This window comes from Micromonospora sp. NPDC053740 (genome assembly GCF_040677775.1).
In the GTDB taxonomy this organism is placed as follows: domain Bacteria; phylum Actinomycetota; class Actinomycetes; order Mycobacteriales; family Micromonosporaceae; genus Micromonospora; species Micromonospora alfalfae.
Genome location: NZ_JBFASO010000007.1, coordinates 130,200 through 145,805 on the forward strand (window position 1 = coordinate 130,200; position 15,606 = coordinate 145,805).

General features: G+C 72.1%; 15 protein-coding genes. 5 read left to right on the top strand and 10 right to left on the bottom strand.

Translation table 11 applies throughout. The annotated features are described in order from the left end of the window. Positions 1 to 15 precede the first annotated feature (15 nt). Positions 16 to 402, top strand: a complete 387-nt coding sequence (locus AB0K35_RS19690) for a MerR family transcriptional regulator (protein ID WP_238667468.1) — start codon at positions 16 to 18, stop codon at positions 400 to 402. On the opposite strand, the gene AB0K35_RS19695 is transcribed toward AB0K35_RS19690, so the two are convergent. Beyond that, entirely contained in the window at positions 399 to 893 is a 495-nt protein-coding gene (locus tag AB0K35_RS19695; protein WP_363886725.1) for a hemerythrin domain-containing protein, read from the bottom strand. The two genes, AB0K35_RS19690 and AB0K35_RS19695, sit on opposite strands and share 4 nt — an antisense overlap. Before the next feature lie 110 nt (positions 894 to 1,003). Continuing rightward, a complete protein-coding gene (locus AB0K35_RS19700; RefSeq protein ID WP_238667466.1) occupies positions 1,004 to 2,341 on the bottom strand; it encodes a low temperature requirement protein A in 1,338 nt (445 codons plus the stop codon). Between the two features lie 153 nt (positions 2,342 to 2,494). On the opposite strand from AB0K35_RS19700, the gene AB0K35_RS19705 reads away from it, so the two are divergent. Further along, complete coding sequence (locus tag AB0K35_RS19705) at positions 2,495 to 3,430, top strand: SDR family NAD(P)-dependent oxidoreductase (protein WP_363886728.1); 936 nt, start codon at positions 2,495 to 2,497, stop codon at positions 3,428 to 3,430. A gap of 63 nt (positions 3,431 to 3,493) precedes the next feature. Here AB0K35_RS19705 and sucB read toward each other — a convergent pair whose 3' ends face one another. Both sucB and lpdA read right to left on the bottom strand, forming a co-directional pair. Next, positions 3,494 to 5,317 carry a 2-oxoglutarate dehydrogenase, E2 component, dihydrolipoamide succinyltransferase gene (gene sucB, locus AB0K35_RS19710; RefSeq protein ID WP_363886730.1) on the bottom strand — a complete coding sequence of 608 codons (1,824 nt, stop codon included), beginning with the start codon at positions 5,315 to 5,317 and terminating at the stop codon, positions 3,494 to 3,496. A gap of 67 nt (positions 5,318 to 5,384) precedes the next feature. Continuing rightward, a complete protein-coding gene (gene lpdA / locus AB0K35_RS19715) occupies positions 5,385 to 6,776 on the bottom strand; it encodes a dihydrolipoyl dehydrogenase (RefSeq protein WP_238667463.1) in 1,392 nt (463 codons plus the stop codon). Between the two features lie 178 nt (positions 6,777 to 6,954). On the opposite strand from lpdA, the gene AB0K35_RS19720 reads away from it, so the two are divergent. Continuing rightward, positions 6,955 to 7,281, top strand: coding sequence for a hypothetical protein (locus AB0K35_RS19720; RefSeq protein WP_357289769.1), 327 nt, complete (start codon positions 6,955 to 6,957; stop codon positions 7,279 to 7,281). A gap of 54 nt (positions 7,282 to 7,335) precedes the next feature. On the opposite strand, the gene AB0K35_RS19725 is transcribed toward AB0K35_RS19720, so the two are convergent. Next, on the bottom strand, positions 7,336 to 8,910 hold the full coding sequence (locus AB0K35_RS19725; protein WP_363886733.1) for a leucyl aminopeptidase: 1,575 nt from the start codon (positions 8,908 to 8,910) through the stop codon (positions 7,336 to 7,338). Between the two features lie 162 nt (positions 8,911 to 9,072). Between AB0K35_RS19725 and gcvT the strand changes: the two genes are divergently transcribed. Then, positions 9,073 to 10,203 carry a glycine cleavage system aminomethyltransferase GcvT gene (gene gcvT, locus AB0K35_RS19730; RefSeq protein ID WP_363886736.1) on the top strand — a complete coding sequence of 377 codons (1,131 nt, stop codon included), beginning with the start codon at positions 9,073 to 9,075 and terminating at the stop codon, positions 10,201 to 10,203. A gap of 133 nt (positions 10,204 to 10,336) precedes the next feature. On the opposite strand, the gene AB0K35_RS19735 is transcribed toward gcvT, so the two are convergent. From AB0K35_RS19735 to AB0K35_RS19755, 5 genes are all read right to left on the bottom strand, one after another. Further along, on the bottom strand, positions 10,337 to 11,632 hold the full coding sequence (locus AB0K35_RS19735; protein ID WP_238667459.1) for a DUF2314 domain-containing protein: 1,296 nt from the start codon (positions 11,630 to 11,632) through the stop codon (positions 10,337 to 10,339). 67 nt (positions 11,633 to 11,699) lie between these two features. Further along, the gene (locus AB0K35_RS19740) at positions 11,700 to 12,473 is read right to left on the bottom strand and encodes an adenosylcobinamide-GDP ribazoletransferase (RefSeq protein ID WP_238667458.1); all 774 of its coding nucleotides are present in this window, start codon (positions 12,471 to 12,473) and stop codon (positions 11,700 to 11,702) included. Continuing rightward, positions 12,463 to 14,391 carry a bifunctional adenosylcobinamide kinase/adenosylcobinamide-phosphate guanylyltransferase gene (locus AB0K35_RS19745; protein WP_238667457.1) on the bottom strand — a complete coding sequence of 643 codons (1,929 nt, stop codon included), beginning with the start codon at positions 14,389 to 14,391 and terminating at the stop codon, positions 12,463 to 12,465. Before AB0K35_RS19745 ends, AB0K35_RS19740 begins: the two co-directional genes overlap by 11 nt. A gap of 131 nt (positions 14,392 to 14,522) precedes the next feature. Next, positions 14,523 to 14,822, bottom strand: a complete 300-nt coding sequence (locus tag AB0K35_RS19750) for a hypothetical protein (RefSeq protein WP_238667456.1) — start codon at positions 14,820 to 14,822, stop codon at positions 14,523 to 14,525. Further along, a complete protein-coding gene (locus tag AB0K35_RS19755; protein WP_238667455.1) occupies positions 14,819 to 15,037 on the bottom strand; it encodes a hypothetical protein in 219 nt (72 codons plus the stop codon). Before AB0K35_RS19755 ends, AB0K35_RS19750 begins: the two co-directional genes overlap by 4 nt. Before the next feature lie 295 nt (positions 15,038 to 15,332). Between AB0K35_RS19755 and AB0K35_RS19760 the strand changes: the two genes are divergently transcribed. Next, complete coding sequence (locus AB0K35_RS19760; protein WP_238667454.1) at positions 15,333 to 15,563, top strand: winged helix-turn-helix domain-containing protein; 231 nt, start codon at positions 15,333 to 15,335, stop codon at positions 15,561 to 15,563. The last annotated feature ends 43 nt before the right edge of the window (positions 15,564 to 15,606 follow it).

Consider the following 15,606-nt stretch of genomic DNA (forward strand, 5'->3'; position numbering starts at 1 on the left):
CTACCATCTCGCGACATGAGCGGTTACGCCCCCTCGGAGGCCGCCCGCCGCAGCGGCTTCAGCCTGGACACTCTGCGGTACTACGAGAAGATCGGCCTACTCGCTGACGTTGAGCGCACGTCGGGCGGGCAGCGGGTCTTCACCGACGACGACCTCGGCTGGCTGGTGCTGTTCCGCTGCCTGCGCGACACCGGGATGCCGATCGCGCAGATGCGCCGCTACGCGCAACTGGCCCGCGACGGTGAGCACACCACAGACGAGCGGCACGAGTTGCTGTGCCACCACGCGGCGCGGGTCGAGGAGCAGATGCGCCTGCTCCAGCGCCAGTACGACCACCTCCGGGAGAAGATCAGCTTCTACGAGCGGCCATCCGGCACCGCAGCGGGGTCGGAGGCCGGCTAGCGGGAACCGGGCGCGCCCAGACCGAGCAGTTCCTCTGTCGTTCCGGTTCGACCGGTGAGCGCGTTCAGGGCGGTGACCAGACGCTTCTCCTCGTAGCGGAAGTGCGACTCCAGCAGGGCGGCCAGCCCGCCCAGCTCGGCGCGCACCTGGGCGACCGGCACCTTCGCGTCGCCGCCCAGCAGTGCCTCGACCCGTTCCAGGATCCCCGCCACCACCTCGTGATCGGTGATCAGGTTGTCGATGACCGGCCGCAGCTCGGGGGCCTCCTCGGCCAGCAACCGGAACGCGCCCGCGTCCTCACCGGTGTGGTGTCGGCCGAGCGCGGCGCAGAAGGTCAGGCAGTGCGCCCGCAGGTCCCGGGACGGGGTGTCGAGGCTTGCCTGCAGTCGGGCCAGTTCCGCACTGAGCCAGAGGTGGATCTCGATCATCTGATTGCCGACGGCGGCGAGCCGGCCGGCCGGTGAACCTGTTGGGTGCACGTTTCGTCCCATGCTGTCCCCGCGCCTCCATGCCCACGGCGGCCTTCGGGCCGGGTGCACTGCGACGCTGCGTCGAAGTCTAGGGCCGGCCGGTCACGCCCCCCAACCCGGGAACGCCGCAGTCACGGAGTGGTCGGTTCGTCGGTCTCCCGGACGTCGTGCCAGCGCGCCCGCCATTCGGCCTCGTGGGCCTCGTGGGTGGTCCGCTCCTGGAAGACGGCGGCCCGCAACGCGTGCCGGGACTGCGCCATCACCATCACCTCCACGGCCACCAGCGCCACGCAGATCACTGTCGCGAGGGTGAGCGCGCCCAGCGCCGGCAGGTGCTGGCCGACCGGGAGGGCCGCGGTGAGCGCCACTATGACGCCGACGCGGGTCCAGGTGACGGTGTGCAGGGTGCGTAACTGGAAGAGCAGGTTGACGGCGAAATAGCAGATCAAGCCGCCGAAGAGCATCGGCACCGCCGGCCCCTCGACCTTCTCGGCGAGCCCGCCGGCCGGGTCGGTGATCTTGTGGAGGACCTCCTCGTTGCCGATCGAGAAGAGGATCACCCCGGCGATCATCGGCAGGTAGAGGTACGCGTACGCGTCGCGGGCCATCGCCACCCGGGGGGCGCCCTCCGCCGCGTGCAGGGCGATCCGGGCGGCCGGCCCGATGAAGTCGAAGTGCGCCCACCAGAGCGCCGCGGTGACCACGATGCCGAGCGCGGCGGCGGCCACCGCCGGCCAGGTGACCGGCTTGCCGAGCAGGTTTCCGCCCACGCCCGTCGAGATGATCGACTCGCCCAGCGCGATGATCAGGATGAGGTCGTAGCGCTCCGTCCAGTGCTCGGCGCTGGTCACCCCCCAGCCCCAGGTCCCGACGATGAAGCCGGTGGCGTACTGCACCACCACCACGGTGATCCACAGGCCGTCGCGGACCATGGCGGCCTGGTCGGGGTCGGCGATCTGCGGCGGGATGAGCGCGGCGGCCAGCAGCAGCACGATGCTCACCGCCAGCTCCGGGGCGAACCGCCGCAGTTGCCGCCGCTCCTGCGGGCTGTCCCGCACCACGTGCTGATAGAGGACCCAGTGGATGCCACGGACCACGACGTAGCTGATCGCCACCAGCATCGGGCCGGCGGCGCTCCCCTTCGGGTCGGTGAACGCCTGTGGCAGTGCCAGCGCGAACGCGAACAGGGCGACCATCGCGATCACCATGAGCACCGGCACGTAGCCCTCGCCGAGCCGGACCCGGGTGGCGACCAGGCTGTGCACCACCCAGATCCACCACAGCACGGCGAGCACCAGGCCGGCGTGCAGCAGTTGCCGGCTGGTGATGTTCGCGGCGGTGGCGCGGGTGATGATGAAGAACGAGAAGACGAAGACCAGATCGAAGAAGACCTCGAACTTGTCCACCCGCGCGCCGGGGGCGATCGGGACGGCCGGTCCCAGCTGTCCACCCCGCCGGTAGCCGCCCACGATCCCACTCTGGCAGCGTCGGGGCTGGTCGGAGGCCGAACGGCGATGGCGAAGGAGTCCGGCGTTACCTCCGGCCAGGGTCGGGAAAACACCGGGACCGCGGCCTCCCGCAGCGGGCCGGCCGGTCCGCCCCACCCCGGACAAGGATGGACAATGACCACCAATAACCCGATCACCACCTCGTTCGCCCATCACTCCACCGCCATGGACGTGATCCGGGGCGTGGACCTCGTCGGGCGGCGGGCGGTCGTCACCGGCGGGTCCTCCGGGATCGGCGTGGAGACCGCCCGCGCCCTGGCCAGCGCCGGCGCGGAGGTCACATTGGCCGTCCGCAACCCCGACGCGGGTCAGCAGGCCGCCAACGACATCACCGGCACCACCGGCAACGACCGCGTGCTGGTCGCCCCGCTCGACCTCGCCGACCAGGGATCGGTCGCCGACTTCGTGGCCAACTGGGACGGCCCCTTGCACATCCTGGTCAACAACGCCGGCATCATGGCCGCACCCCTGTCGCGCACCCCGCAGGGCTGGGAGATGCAGTTCGCCACCAACCATCTGGGGCACTTCGCACTCGCCAACGGTCTGCGCCCGGCACTCGCGGCCGGCGACGGCGCCAGGATCGTCTCGGTCAGCTCCGCCGCGCACCTGCGCTCACCGGTGGTCTTCGAGGACATCCAGTACGACAAGCGGGAGTACGAGCCGTGGCAGGCGTACGGGCAGTCCAAGACGGCAAACGTGCTGTTCGCCGTGGAGGCGACCCGCCGCTGGGCCGACGACGGCATCTACACCAACTCGCTGATGCCCGGCGCGATCCAGACCAACCTCCAGCGCTACGTCAGCAAGGAGGAACTGGACCGGATGCGGGCGGGCAACGCGGCGGCCTGGAAGACAGTCGAACAGGGTGCCGCCACCTCGGTGCTGGTCGCCGCCTCGCCGCTGCTCGACGGAGTGGGCGGGCGCTACTTCGAGGACTGTCAGCGGGCCGCCCCCGCCCAGCCCGGCGGGCGGACGGGTGTCGCCGACTACGCGCTGGACCCGGAGGCCGCCGAGCGGCTCTGGCAGGTTTCGACGGATCTGCTCAAGGGCTGAGCGGCGCAGACGAAGGGGCGCCCCGGTCGACGACCGGGGCGCCCCTTTCGGCGTTACGGCGGATCAGGCCAGGCCCAGCTCCGCCTCGAAGTTGCCGCCCTCCAGCCGCTCCTTGACAGCAGTCAGGAAGCGCGCCGCGTCGGCGCCGTCGATCAGCCGGTGGTCGTAGGACATGGCCAGGTAGACCATCGACCGGACCGCGATGACCTCGCCCAGCTCCGGGTCGTTGACCACGACCGGACGCTTCACCACGGCACCCGTGCCGAGCATCGCCGACTGCGGCGACGGCACGATCGGGGTGTCGAAGAGCGCGCCCCGGCTGCCCGTGTTGGTCAGCGTGAAGGTCGCCCCGGCCATCTCGTCCGGGGTGATCTTGTTGGCCCGGGTGCGCTCCGCCAGGTCGGCGATCCGCTTGGCGATGCCGCCCATGTTGAGGTCACCGGCGTTGTGGATGACCGGCACGAGCAGCCCGCGCTCGGTGTCCACGGCGATGCCGAGGTGCTCGGCGGCCGGGTAGGTGATCGTGCCGCCGTCCAGGTCCATGCTGGCCTGGATGATCGGGTGGGTCTGCAACGCCTCGACGGCGGCGAGGGCGAAGAACGGCAGGAAGGACAGCTTCACGCCGTGCTTGGCCTGGAACGAGTCCTTCGCCTGGACCCGCAGCTTGGCGACCTTGGTGACGTCGACCTCGACGACAGTGGTCAGCTGCGCCGTCTCGTGCAGCGACTGCTGCATCCGCTTGGCGATCGTCGCCCGGATCCGCGGCAGCTTCTCCGTGGTGCCCCGCTTGGTGCTCGGCTGCGGCTTCGCGGCCGGCTTGGCCGCGGGCGCGGCGGCGGGAGCAGCCGCCGGAGCCGGAGCGGCCTTGGCGGCCTTCGCCTTCTCGGCGGCCTCCAGCACGTCCTGCTTACGGATCCGACCACCCACGCCGGTGCCGTTGAGCGCGGCCAGGTCGACGCCGTGCTCACTGGCCAGCTTGCGCACCAGCGGCGTGACGTACCCGGCGGCCTCCTCGCCGGCACCAGGTGCCGGGGCGGACGGACGCGGCGGCGTCGAGGTCGACGCGGCCGGCTGCGCGGCCTGCTCGGTCTTCGCCGGCTGCGCCGAGCTCTCGGTCTCCGCGGCGGGCTCGTTGTACGACATGCCGGGGGTCGGCTCCTCGACCTTCGGCGCCGGCTTCGGCGCCGGCTTGGCCTCCGCCTTCGGCTCGGGCTTCGGCTCGGGCTGCGCCGGGGCGGAGGCCCCGCCGGCAACGCCGATGATCGCCAGGTCGGCGCCGACCGCGGCGGTCTCGTCCTCGGCGACCTTGATCTCCAGCACCGTGCCGGCGACCGGCGACGGGATCTCGGTGTCCACCTTGTCGGTGGAAACCTCCAGCAGCGGCTCGTCGACCTCGATGGTCTCGCCGACCTGCTTCAGCCAGCGGGTGACGGTACCCTCGGTGACGCTCTCGCCCAGGGCGGGCATCTTCACCGCGGTGCCCTCGCCCGACGAGGCGGCGGCCGGAGCCGGCGCCTCGGCCGGGGCCTCGTCCTGGGCCACCTCGTCGGCGGTGCCCTCGGCGGCGGCCGTCGGCTCGGCAGCCGGCTCGACCGACTCGGCCGGGGCCTGCTCCTGCCCGGCGGCCTCGCCACCGCCGGTCGACTCGCCCTCACCGGCGATGACGGCCAGCTCGCTGCCGACCTCGGCGGTCTCGTCCTCGCCGACCACGATCCGGCTCAGCACGCCGGCAGCGGGTGACGGGATCTCGGTGTCGACCTTGTCGGTGGAGACCTCGAGCAGGGGCTCGTCGACCTCGACCGTGTCGCCCTCCTGCTTGAGCCAGCGAGTGACGGTGCCCTCGGTGACGCTCTCGCCGAGCCGGGGCATGGTGACCGATACCGGCATTTTCTGAGACTCCTTCATTCCCCTGGTGGGATCTTCGCCCGTCGCCGGACGCCGCGGTTGTGGATGATCAGGCGTGCGAGTGCAGCGGCTTGCCGGCGAGGGCCAGGTGCGCCTCGCCCAGGGCCTCGTTCTGGGTCGGGTGGGCGTGCACGAGCTGGGCGACCTCCGCCGGGTAGGCCTCCCAGTTGTAGATGAGCTGCGCCTCACCGATCAGCTCACCCACCCGGGCGCCGATCATGTGTACGCCGACCACCGGGCCGTCCTCGACCCGAACCAGCTTCACGAAGCCGGTGGTCTTGAGGATCTGGCTCTTTCCGTTGCCACCCAGGTTGTAGTTGTACGTCTTGACCTTGTCGGCGCCGTACTGCTCCTTGGCCCTGGCCTCGGTGAGGCCCACCGACGCCAGCTCCGGGTCGCAGTAGGTGACGCGCGGGATGCCGACCTCGTCGATCACGGCGGGGGTCTGCCCGGCGATCTCCTCGGCGACGAAGATGCCCTGCTGGAAGCCCCGGTGTGCGAGCTGGAGGCCGGGCACGATGTCGCCGACCGCGTAGACGTTCGGCACGCTGGTGCGAAGCCGCTCGTCGGTCAGCACGTAGCCGCGGTCCATCTTGACGCCCTGCTCCTCGTACCCGAGGTTGGCGGTGTTCGGGCCGCGACCGACGGCGACGAGCAGCAGCTCCGCCTCGACGGTCTCGCCGCCCTGGATGGTCAGCTTGACGCCGTTGTCGGTCTTCTCGACCTTCTCGAACGGCTTGCCGACCTTGAAGTTGATCTTCCGCTTGCGGAACGCCCGCTCCAGCGCCTTGGACGACTCCTCGTCCTCGGCGGCGACCAGCCGGGGCAGCGCCTCGACGATCGTCACGTCCACACCGAAGGACTTCCACACGCTGGCGAACTCGACGCCGATCACGCCGCCACCGAGCACGATCACCGACGACGGCACCCGGTCCATCGTGAGGGCGTGGTCGCTGGTGATGATCCGCTCGCCGTCGACCTCCAGGCCGGGCAGGCTCTTCGCGTACGAGCCGGAGGCCAGGACGATGTTGCGGCCGGTGTAACGCTTGCCGTCCACCTCGACCACGTTCTTGCCGACCAGCTTGCCGGCGCCCTCGACGATCGTGATGCCCTTGTTGCCCTTCAACATGCCCTGCAGGCCCTTGTACAGGCGGGCGATCACGCCGTCCTTGTACGAGTTGACCCCGGCCATGTCGATGCCGATCAGCTCGGCCTTCACGCCAAACTGCTCCGACTCGCGGGCCTGGTCGGCGATCTCGGCGGCGTGCAGCAGGGCCTTCGTCGGAATGCAGCCGTTGTGCAGGCAGGTGCCGCCGAGTTTGCCCTTCTCGACCAGCGCGACCTTCAGGCCCAGCTGGACGGCGCGCAGCGCGGTCGCGTAGCCGCCGCTGCCACCTCCGAGAATGACAATGTCGAAGGTCGCTTCGTTCGGCTCGCTCACGTCCAACTCCCAGGTCGCGTCGCTGCATCGGGGGTCACAGAGGTGTAACACGGACACACCCCACCTCGGTCATCTTGTCACCACTGGGCACAGGGTGCGTACCGAGGTGCCCAACGACACGTCATCGACACGTACCCTTGGCACCGTTGTCGATGACGCACGGTGGGGGAGAGATCCGGTGGGCTTGTTCCGGCGCCGCAAACAGACGGCTGTGCCGAGCCATGACCGTGCTGCCAGTCGCGGCGATCTGGACCATTTGGAGAACTTCATCCGGAGTCGGCGCGGCGTCGAGGCGTTCATCGAACCCCGTACGACGGTGACGGAGACCACCGTCATCCTGATCGCCGACGACGGGGAGTGGACCCGTCGGCGCATCGACGGCCCGGACGGAGCCCGACGCTTCGCCTACCGGATGGGCATCCCGGTGTACGACGTCCGGCTGATGGGCTACCCGCAGCGGATGCGCGACTTCAACGAACGGCGCAAACGTCGCCCCGAGCGGTAGTGAGCAACGCGGAAGGGGCCCCCTTGAAGCAGGGGGCCCCTTCCGCGTGTCCGGTCAGCCGTTGGCGGCGACATCCTCGACGAGCTGCACCAGTGTGCGGACCGGAACGCCGGTGCCGCCCTTGGTCCAGTAGCCGGTCGGCTCGCCCGAGTGGTAGCCCGGCCCGGCGATGTCGATGTGCGCCCAGGCGACGTCGTCGGCCACGAACTCGCGCAGGAACACGCCGCCCTGCAGCATGTGACCGGCCCGGTCCATCCCGGCATTGACCTGCGAGATGTCCGCCACATCCGACTCCATGCCCTTACGGACGTCGTCGGGCAGCGGCATCGGCCAGGCCGGCTCGCCGACGGCGTCGCCGGCCACCTTCACCCGGTCGCACAACTGCGGGGTGCCCATCACGCCGGCCATCCGCTTGCCCAGCGCGATCACTTGGCCACCGGTCAGCGTGGAGGTCTCGAACAGGTAGTCGGTGCCGTCCGCGCAGGCGCGGGCGATGGCGTCGCCCAGGATCATCCGGCCCTCGGCGTCGGTGTTGAGCACCTCGACCCGCTTGCCGTTGAACATGGTGATCACGTCACCCGGCCGGTAGCTGGTGCCCGACGGCATGTTCTCCGCCATCGGCAGGTACGCGCTGACCGCCACCGTCGGCTTCAGCGCGGCGATCGCCAGCATGGCCGCGCCCACCGCGGCGGCGCCCGCCATGTCGGACTTCATCTCCCACATGCCCTGCGCCGGCTTGATCGAGATGCCGCCGGTGTCGAAGGTGATGCCCTTGCCGACCAGCGCGACCCGCTTGCCGTTGCCGCCGCCCTGCGGGGTGTAGGTCAGCTTCACCAGCCGCGGCGGGGCCTCAGAGCCCTGCCCGACCGCGACGATGCCGCCGTACCCGCCGGCGGCCAGCGCCGCCTCGTCGAGCACCTCGACGCCGAGGCCCGCCTCGCGCGCCGCGGTGGCGACCGCGTCGGCGAACGACGGCGGACGCAGCTCGTTCGGCGCGGTGTTCACCCAGTCCCGGCTGAGCCGGACCGCGCCCGCCACCGCCTGCGCCCGGGCGACCTCCGCCTGGGCGCCCGCGTCGCCGGCGTCCGGCACCGCGATGAGCACCTCGGCCACCGGCTCGCGCCGGGTCGGCTGGGGTCGGGTCTTGTAGCCGGCGAACCGGTACCCACCCAGCAGCGCGCCCTCGGCGATCGCGCGCAGCTCAGCCGACGCGTCCGCGTCGTCGGGCAGCGGCAGCGCCAGCGCGACAGTGGGTGCGCCCGCCAGGGCCCGGATCGCCGCACCGGCGGCCCGGCGCAGCGTCTCCGGGGCCGGGGCGGCACCCGACGGCTCCGGGCCGAGCCCGACCGCGGTGACCAGCGGGGCGGTCACGGTGCCCAGGGTGGCCAGCTTGATGACCTCACCCGGCCCGCCGGTCGCGCCGAGCAGCGCGAGGGTCTCGGTCAGCTTGCCGTCGAACGCGGCCGCGATGCTCTCCGCGCCGCTGGCGAGCAGCAGGGTGCCGGCGAGGCCGCTGGTGGCGCCCTGCTCTCCGGTCTGGCTGTGCACGCCGATCACGATCGCGTCGACGGCGAGCTCGGCCGGGTCGGTGTCGACCAGGCTCAGGTTGGTGGTGCGGGGTGAAGTCACTGAAGCTACTCCGGGCGGGCCGGGCCGGTCGCGGCGTCGCGTACCAGCGGTGAAGGTCTCCGGCGGAACCTACCCGCCGGACGTCATGGCTGTCCCGCCGACAGCGCCAGCGGGCTCCCGCCGATGCTAACCAGCGACGTTGTCCCCGGTAAGTTGCCACCCATGACCGACGTGACCTCCGACGCCGCCGCGACCCGGCTGCGCCGTTCCCCGCTGCACGAGCGGCACACCGCCGCCGGCGCCAAGTTCGCCCCCTTCGGGGGCTGGGAGATGCCCCTGGAGTACGCCGGCGGCGGAGTGCTCAAGGAGCACACCGCGGTGCGTACGGCGGTCGGGGTCTTCGACGTGTCACACCTGGGCAAGGCCCGGGTGAGCGGCCCCGGCGCGGCCGACTTCGTCAACTCCTGCCTCAGCAACGACCTGGGCCGGATCGGCCCGGGTCGGGCGCAGTACACGCTCTGCTGCGACGACGCCACCGGCGGTGTGGTGGACGACATCATCGCCTACCTGTACGCCGACGACCACGTCTTCCTCATCCCGAACGCGGCGAACACCGCCGAGGTGGTGCGCCGGTTGCGCGCCGCCGCTCCCGCGCAGGTGACAGTCACCGACGAGCACGAGGCGTACGCGGTGCTGGCCGTGCAGGGCCCCCGCTCGGCCGAGTTGCTGGCCGCCCTGGACCTGCCCACCGAACACGGCTACATGAGCTTCTCCGCCGCGAGCCTCGAGGGGGTGGAGCTGACGGTCTGTCGTACCGGCTACACGGGTGAGCTGGGCTACGAGCTGGTGGTGCCGGCGGAGCACGCGGTCGTCGTGTGGGATGCGCTGTTCGCCGCCGGCGCGGCGTTCGAGCTGCGCGCCTGCGGGCTGGCCGCCCGGGACACACTGCGGACCGAGATGGGTTACCCGCTGCACGGGCAGGACCTCTCCTTGGACATCAGCCCGGTGCAGGCCCGCTCCGGCTGGGCGGTCGGCTGGGACAAGCCGGCTTTCTGGGGCCGCGACGCGCTGCTCGCCGAGAAGGCCGCCGGCCCCCGGCGTACGCTGCGCGGCCTGGTGGCAGTCGACCGGGCCATCCCGCGTCCCGGCATGACCCTGCACGTGGGGGACACCCAGGTCGGCACCGTGACCAGCGGCACCTTCAGCCCGACGAGGAAGCAGGGCATCGCCCTGGCCCTGCTGGACACCGACGCCAACCTGACCGACGGCGACGAGGTCGAGATCGACATCCGAGGCCGCCGAGCCCCCCTGACCCTGACCAAACCCCCCTTCGTAACCCCCTCAGTGAAGTAACCCCACCCCCACCCCCACCCAAGCCCTGGTTGATCATGAAGTTATTGCCACGACACGCCGACGGCGGTGGCAATAACTTCATGATCAACGTGCGTGCGTGCGTGGGTGGGTGGGTGGGTGGGGCTGTGGAAGGTCAGCGGGAGGGGGTTGGGGGTTCGCCTGAGTCCAGGACTGCTTGGGTCCAGCCGCCTTCTATGACGCCTGTGGCGTCCAGGACGGCCCAGTCGACCACGTCGGACGTCTCCACGACCACTGGGGCGCCGATGCGGACGCTCTGGTCGGTGTTGGCGTCGCTGGCGCTCACGCCGACGATGCGTTCCGGGGTCTCCCACGAGGTGACGCCCGCCCAGACGTACTCCGGGCCGTCGTCCCCGGGCAGGCCGTACTTCACCACCAGTTGCGACTCGGTGGGGAACTGGCCGGCGACGAAGCGGGCCCGCGCGTCATCCAACGCGTCCCGGGCGGTGGCGACCGCACGGCTCATCGCGTCACCGGAGCGGGCGTAGCGCACGTCCGGCTGGATCCCGGAGAACAGGGTCGCGCAGGCGGCGGCGTAGTAGCGCCCGTCCGGGCCGGGGTGCCCGGCCGGCGGGCGCAGGCTGAGGAACGAGTCGGCCTCCGGGTCGGTCGCCGGGTCCAGTTCGAGGCGCAGCAGCACCGGGGCGGTGGCGCCGTGCTGCTCCGGGTTGCCGTACGCCACAGCGATGTCGTGCCCGGTGACAGTGGCCAGCACCGGCAACTGCACGAACGCCGGCACCTCCTCGCCGGTGAGCCCGTCGGTCCAGTCCCGCAGGAGTCGGCGGGCCGCCCCGGTCATCACCGCACCCCAGGCGCGGGTGAGGTGGTCGGGCACCCCCTGGGTCTGCAACTCCAGGAGACCGAAGCGGCGCAGCCCCTTCGTGGTGAACCACAGGCCCTCGGTGTCCGAGGAGTACGGCACCAGCACCCAGTCGACAAGCCGGATCCGGCCGTTCTCGTCGGGGAGCGAGCGCAGCGCGGTCGCCGGGTCGAGGAACTGGAGGCCGAAGACGTCCACGACGTCGCTGTCGACGGATTCCGCCACGGCGGCCGCGACCGCCCGGGCGGCCCACTCGTGCGCGGGTGGCCAACCGGGCCGGTACTCGGCCTGTACGACCACCAGGTGCGTCGCCGCCGCCAGCCGGTCCAGCTGCTCCTTCGTGGCACCGAACGCGGTGAGCAGGTCCGGTGGCAGCTCGGGGAACTCGGCGATCGGCCGGGTGTCGACGCTCATCAGCGGGCTGTCGAGCATCTGCCGGGCGAGCCCGTGCACCGGCTCGGCCAGCCGGCCGGTCAGGGCCGCCACCGCGGTCTTCGCACTGACCTTCGGTAGCCCCGCCATCGGCACCAGGTAGGTCGCGCTGAGCGACTCCGGCACCGGAACGGGCAGGAAGTCGTCCGTGATGAGCATTGTGGGTTCCCCCGGTGGCCGCGCCGGTGTTGTCGAGCCGAACGCTACCCGGCCCGCCGGGCCCGGTTCAGCCGGACAGCACCAGACCCAGGTAGACCAGCGTGGTGACCACCTCGACGGTCGCGCCGAGGACGTCGCCGGTGATCCCGCCGAGGCGGCGTACCACGTGGTTGAGCAGCGGTAGCGCGACGGCGATCGCGGCGACGACGGTCAGCGGCCCCTGCCATGGGCGGCCCGGCACCGCGGGCACCGCCAGCAGCACGACCGCGATCGCGCCGGCGGCCACTGCCACCGGGCCGACAGTGCCGGCGACCAGCGCGCCCAGCCCGTCGGGTCGGGCCGCCGGCACGCCCCGCCGGCAGGCCACAGTGACACCGAGCCGCCCGGCAGCGGTCGCCGCGACCACCGCCGCGAGGCACGCCGGCCAGGACCGACCGGCGAGGTCGGCGAGCGCCGCCGCCTGCACCAGGAGTACGACCACCAGGGCGACCACCCCGAACGGGCCGACGTCCGGCTTCTTCATGATCTCCAGGGCGGCCTCGCCCCGCCGGTACGAGCCGAGCGCGTCCACTGTGTCGGCCAGCCCGTCCAGGTGCAGCCCCCGGCTGAGCAGCGCGCCGACGCCGACTGTCACGCCGGCCGCCACCAGCGGTGGGGCGAGCGCCCCGGCCAGCAGCAGCACACCGGCCAGTAGGGCGCCGAGCAGCGCGCCGACCACCGGGGCGAGGGCCATCGCCGTGCCGGCGACCGGGCGGTCGATGCGCCCGGCCCGCACCGGCAACGTGGTGAACGTGGTGACCGCGAGCCGGGCCCCGGCGAGCAGCCGTGGCTCAGCCGGCACGCCAGCTCGACGCCGGCTGCTCGTCCGCCCCGGTGCTGGCCGGTCCCGGTCCGGCCGGCTCCGGTTCGGCGAAGTCGGGCTCGGTCGGGTCGGGCTCGGTGAGATCCGGGTCGGCGTAGCTCGGGTCGGTGGACTCCGGCTCGTCGGCGGCCGGGTCGGTGTCGTCGGTGCCGGTCAGCGACGGGTGCACCGGAAGCGCGGCGGACAACGCCAGCACCGAGCGCAGCAGCGGCAGCGCGACCAGCGCGTTCGCGCCCTCGCCGAGATCCATCCGCAGGTCGAGCAGCGGGGTGAGACCCAGCACGTCGGCGGCGAGCCGCACGGCAGGGTGCCCGCCGTGGTCGGCCAGCAGACACCAGTGCCGGGCCTGCCCGGCCAGGTCGCGGCTCACCATGCCGGCGGCCAACCCGACCGGCCCGTCGAGCAGCACCGGCACCCGGCGGGCGGTGGCGCCGAGCAGCACGCCCGTGGCCACCGCCACGTCGCCGCCGCCCAGCTCGGCCAGGATGTCCTTGGCGCCGCGCGACGAACGCCGGGTGCGGTGCAGCGCGTCGCGAACCGCCGCGCAGCGGATCATCCACGCCGCGTCGTCGATCTCGCCGGAGTCGGTGATCACCCGGCCCAGCACGGCGGGTGGCTCCGCGCCCGCGGTCGCCGCGAGCACCGCCGCGGCCGCCGCCTCGGTGCCGGCGCCGCACGCACCGAGCACCAGCAGTTGTACGCCCGCGTCGGCGGCCTGCTCGGCCAGTCGCCAGCCGTAGCGCAGCGCGGACTCCACCTGCTCCGGCGCGAGAGCCGGCTGGTCTTCGATCGGCGCGGAGGCCGGAGTGTCCACCACCTGGAGACTCGCGCCGCTCTCGGCGGCCAGCCGTGCCAGCGCGCCCTGACCGGCGCGGGCCTGCGCGGCGCGGCGCGCCGACTCACCGGCGACGGTGCCGGCCGCCGCCCCGCCGGCGTGGTCGCCGTGCAGCAGCAGCACCCGCACCGAGCCCCAGGCGACAGGGGTCGAGGTGCCCTGGGTGGCGGCGGCGAAGCCCACCACCCGGTCCAGCACGCCCAACCCGGCACCCGGTACGTCAAGCGTGGCCAGCCGGTCGACAGCCTGCGGGCCGGCGTACTCGTCGGGCATCGGCAGTTCCATGCCGGGCTGGATGACAAGCCCGGTGGACACCATCGGCAGCGCCATGGTCGGCGCCGCCCACGGGTTGCCCGACTCCGCGGTCGGGGCGGCCGGCGGCGTGGGGGTCAGCACGTCGGGCAGCTGCACCTCGGGGGTGGGCTCGGTGTCGGCCAGGCTCGCCACGACCGGTGCGGTGGCGGCGGCCGTCGGCGCGGTCACGGTGGCGGGAGCGGACCGCTCGGTCGAGGTGACGGCCGGCTTGAGCCAGACCGGCTGACCGGCGACGACCAGTACGACAGCGTCGCAGGCGTCGGCGACCGCGCGGTTCGCAGCGCCCAGCGCGTCGGTGAACGCCCGGCCCAGCGGGGTGGTCGGCACCAGCGACAGCCCCACCTCGGGGCTCACCAGCACCACCCGGGCGGCACACCCGCGGATCGCCTCGGCCAGCTCGGCGATGGTCGCCACGTCGTCGGCGGGCTGGTGGTCCGGGTCGAGCAGCACCGTCACCCAGCCGCCCAGGTCGTCGACGAGCAGCATCTCGTTGGGCTCGGCGGACTCGAGCACGTCGGCCAGCCGGCGCGGGTCCTCGGTGGTCTCCTCGGTGGTCCAGCTGCCCGGCCGTCGGGCGCGGTGCGCTGCCAGCCGGGTCGCCCACTCGGTGTCCTCCGGGTCGCCTTCGGGCGCGGTGGCGACGTAGCGGACCACCGGCGCGTCGGTGACCAGGGACTCGGCGAACTCGGACTTGCCGGACCGGATACCGCCGAGCACCAGGACCGTGTTCCACCCGTCTACGGACATGCCCGTACCTTAGTTCTCCCGCCTTGGACCCGGGCACCTCGCCCCAGCCCAACCGAAGATCGAAAGTTCGTCCTGCGTCCGTCGCGGGCCGATGTTCCCAACCGTCGGCGCGGCACCGAGCCACGCGCACCTCAGACCGTCCGTACCCGGGTGCGCCTGGGGTGAGGTTGGGCGTGCGGATTCCGCGTCGAGAGAGTTGGTCGGGGAACCCCTTCCACGACCACGACTCCGGCGCGCTGGACGTAGACCTCGCGCTTGTCGGTGGCGTTGCCCTTCGGGCCGAGGACGTAGCCCGTCAACCAGATCCAGTCGTTGTACGGGTCGGGCTCCCCGACAGCCACGAGTCGAAGCCGCAGCACCCGGTCCCCGGTGAACTGCACCGAGCACGCCAACCCGATGCGGACGATGTCGCCGGGGTGGAGCGTGGTCACGGCACCCACCCGAGGAAGCGGCGGCGGAGCCCGTCTGGCTGAGCCCAACTCAGGTCCTGCTCGGCGGAGACCAGATAGGTGCCCATGTAGACGGCCAGCGTGAACGAGGCGTCGGCGTACTCGCCCAACAGTTCTTCCCGGCGGGTGACGCAGGGCCACGGCTTGCCACACGTCTCGCAGAGCCACAGGGGCAGGACCGGTCCATGCCGCGTCATCGGCGCTCACCCGGCCGGTGCCCCCGGTTGATCGGGATGCGGTGGCGGGATCGGCAGGGTAGCTCCGCGCCGCAGCGGCAGACGTTCCGCCACCGGATCCACGACCAGACCGGCCGGTGGCGGCGCGCCAGCGTCAATGCCGCTGAGAGGAGGTAGTCGTCGAACCAAACTCTCCGCACTCGAACTCCTACGGTCGGTCGCTCATCCGCAACCAACCGTAGTTGTATACGTCTGTGTACGTCTATAGACGTACCGAAAGACTAGACGTCTATGAACGTCTCCTATGTTTGCGTCCATGATCGACCCGCTGTCTCCGACGCCGATTTACGTCCAACTCGCAGACGTGATCGCCAAACGGATCGAGGACGGAGAGCTGCCTCCCCGGCGGCCGATCCCGAGTGAGTCGACGCTCCAGCAGGAGTACGGCGTGGCGCGTGGAACGGTCCGGGCGGCGGTGCGCCTGCTCCGGGAGCGCGGACTGGTGATGACCGTTCCCCAGCGCGGCACCTACGTCAGCGACAAGTAGGCAGGCGGACAACCCCTCGATGCCGCGCCTGCGGGCCCGGGTG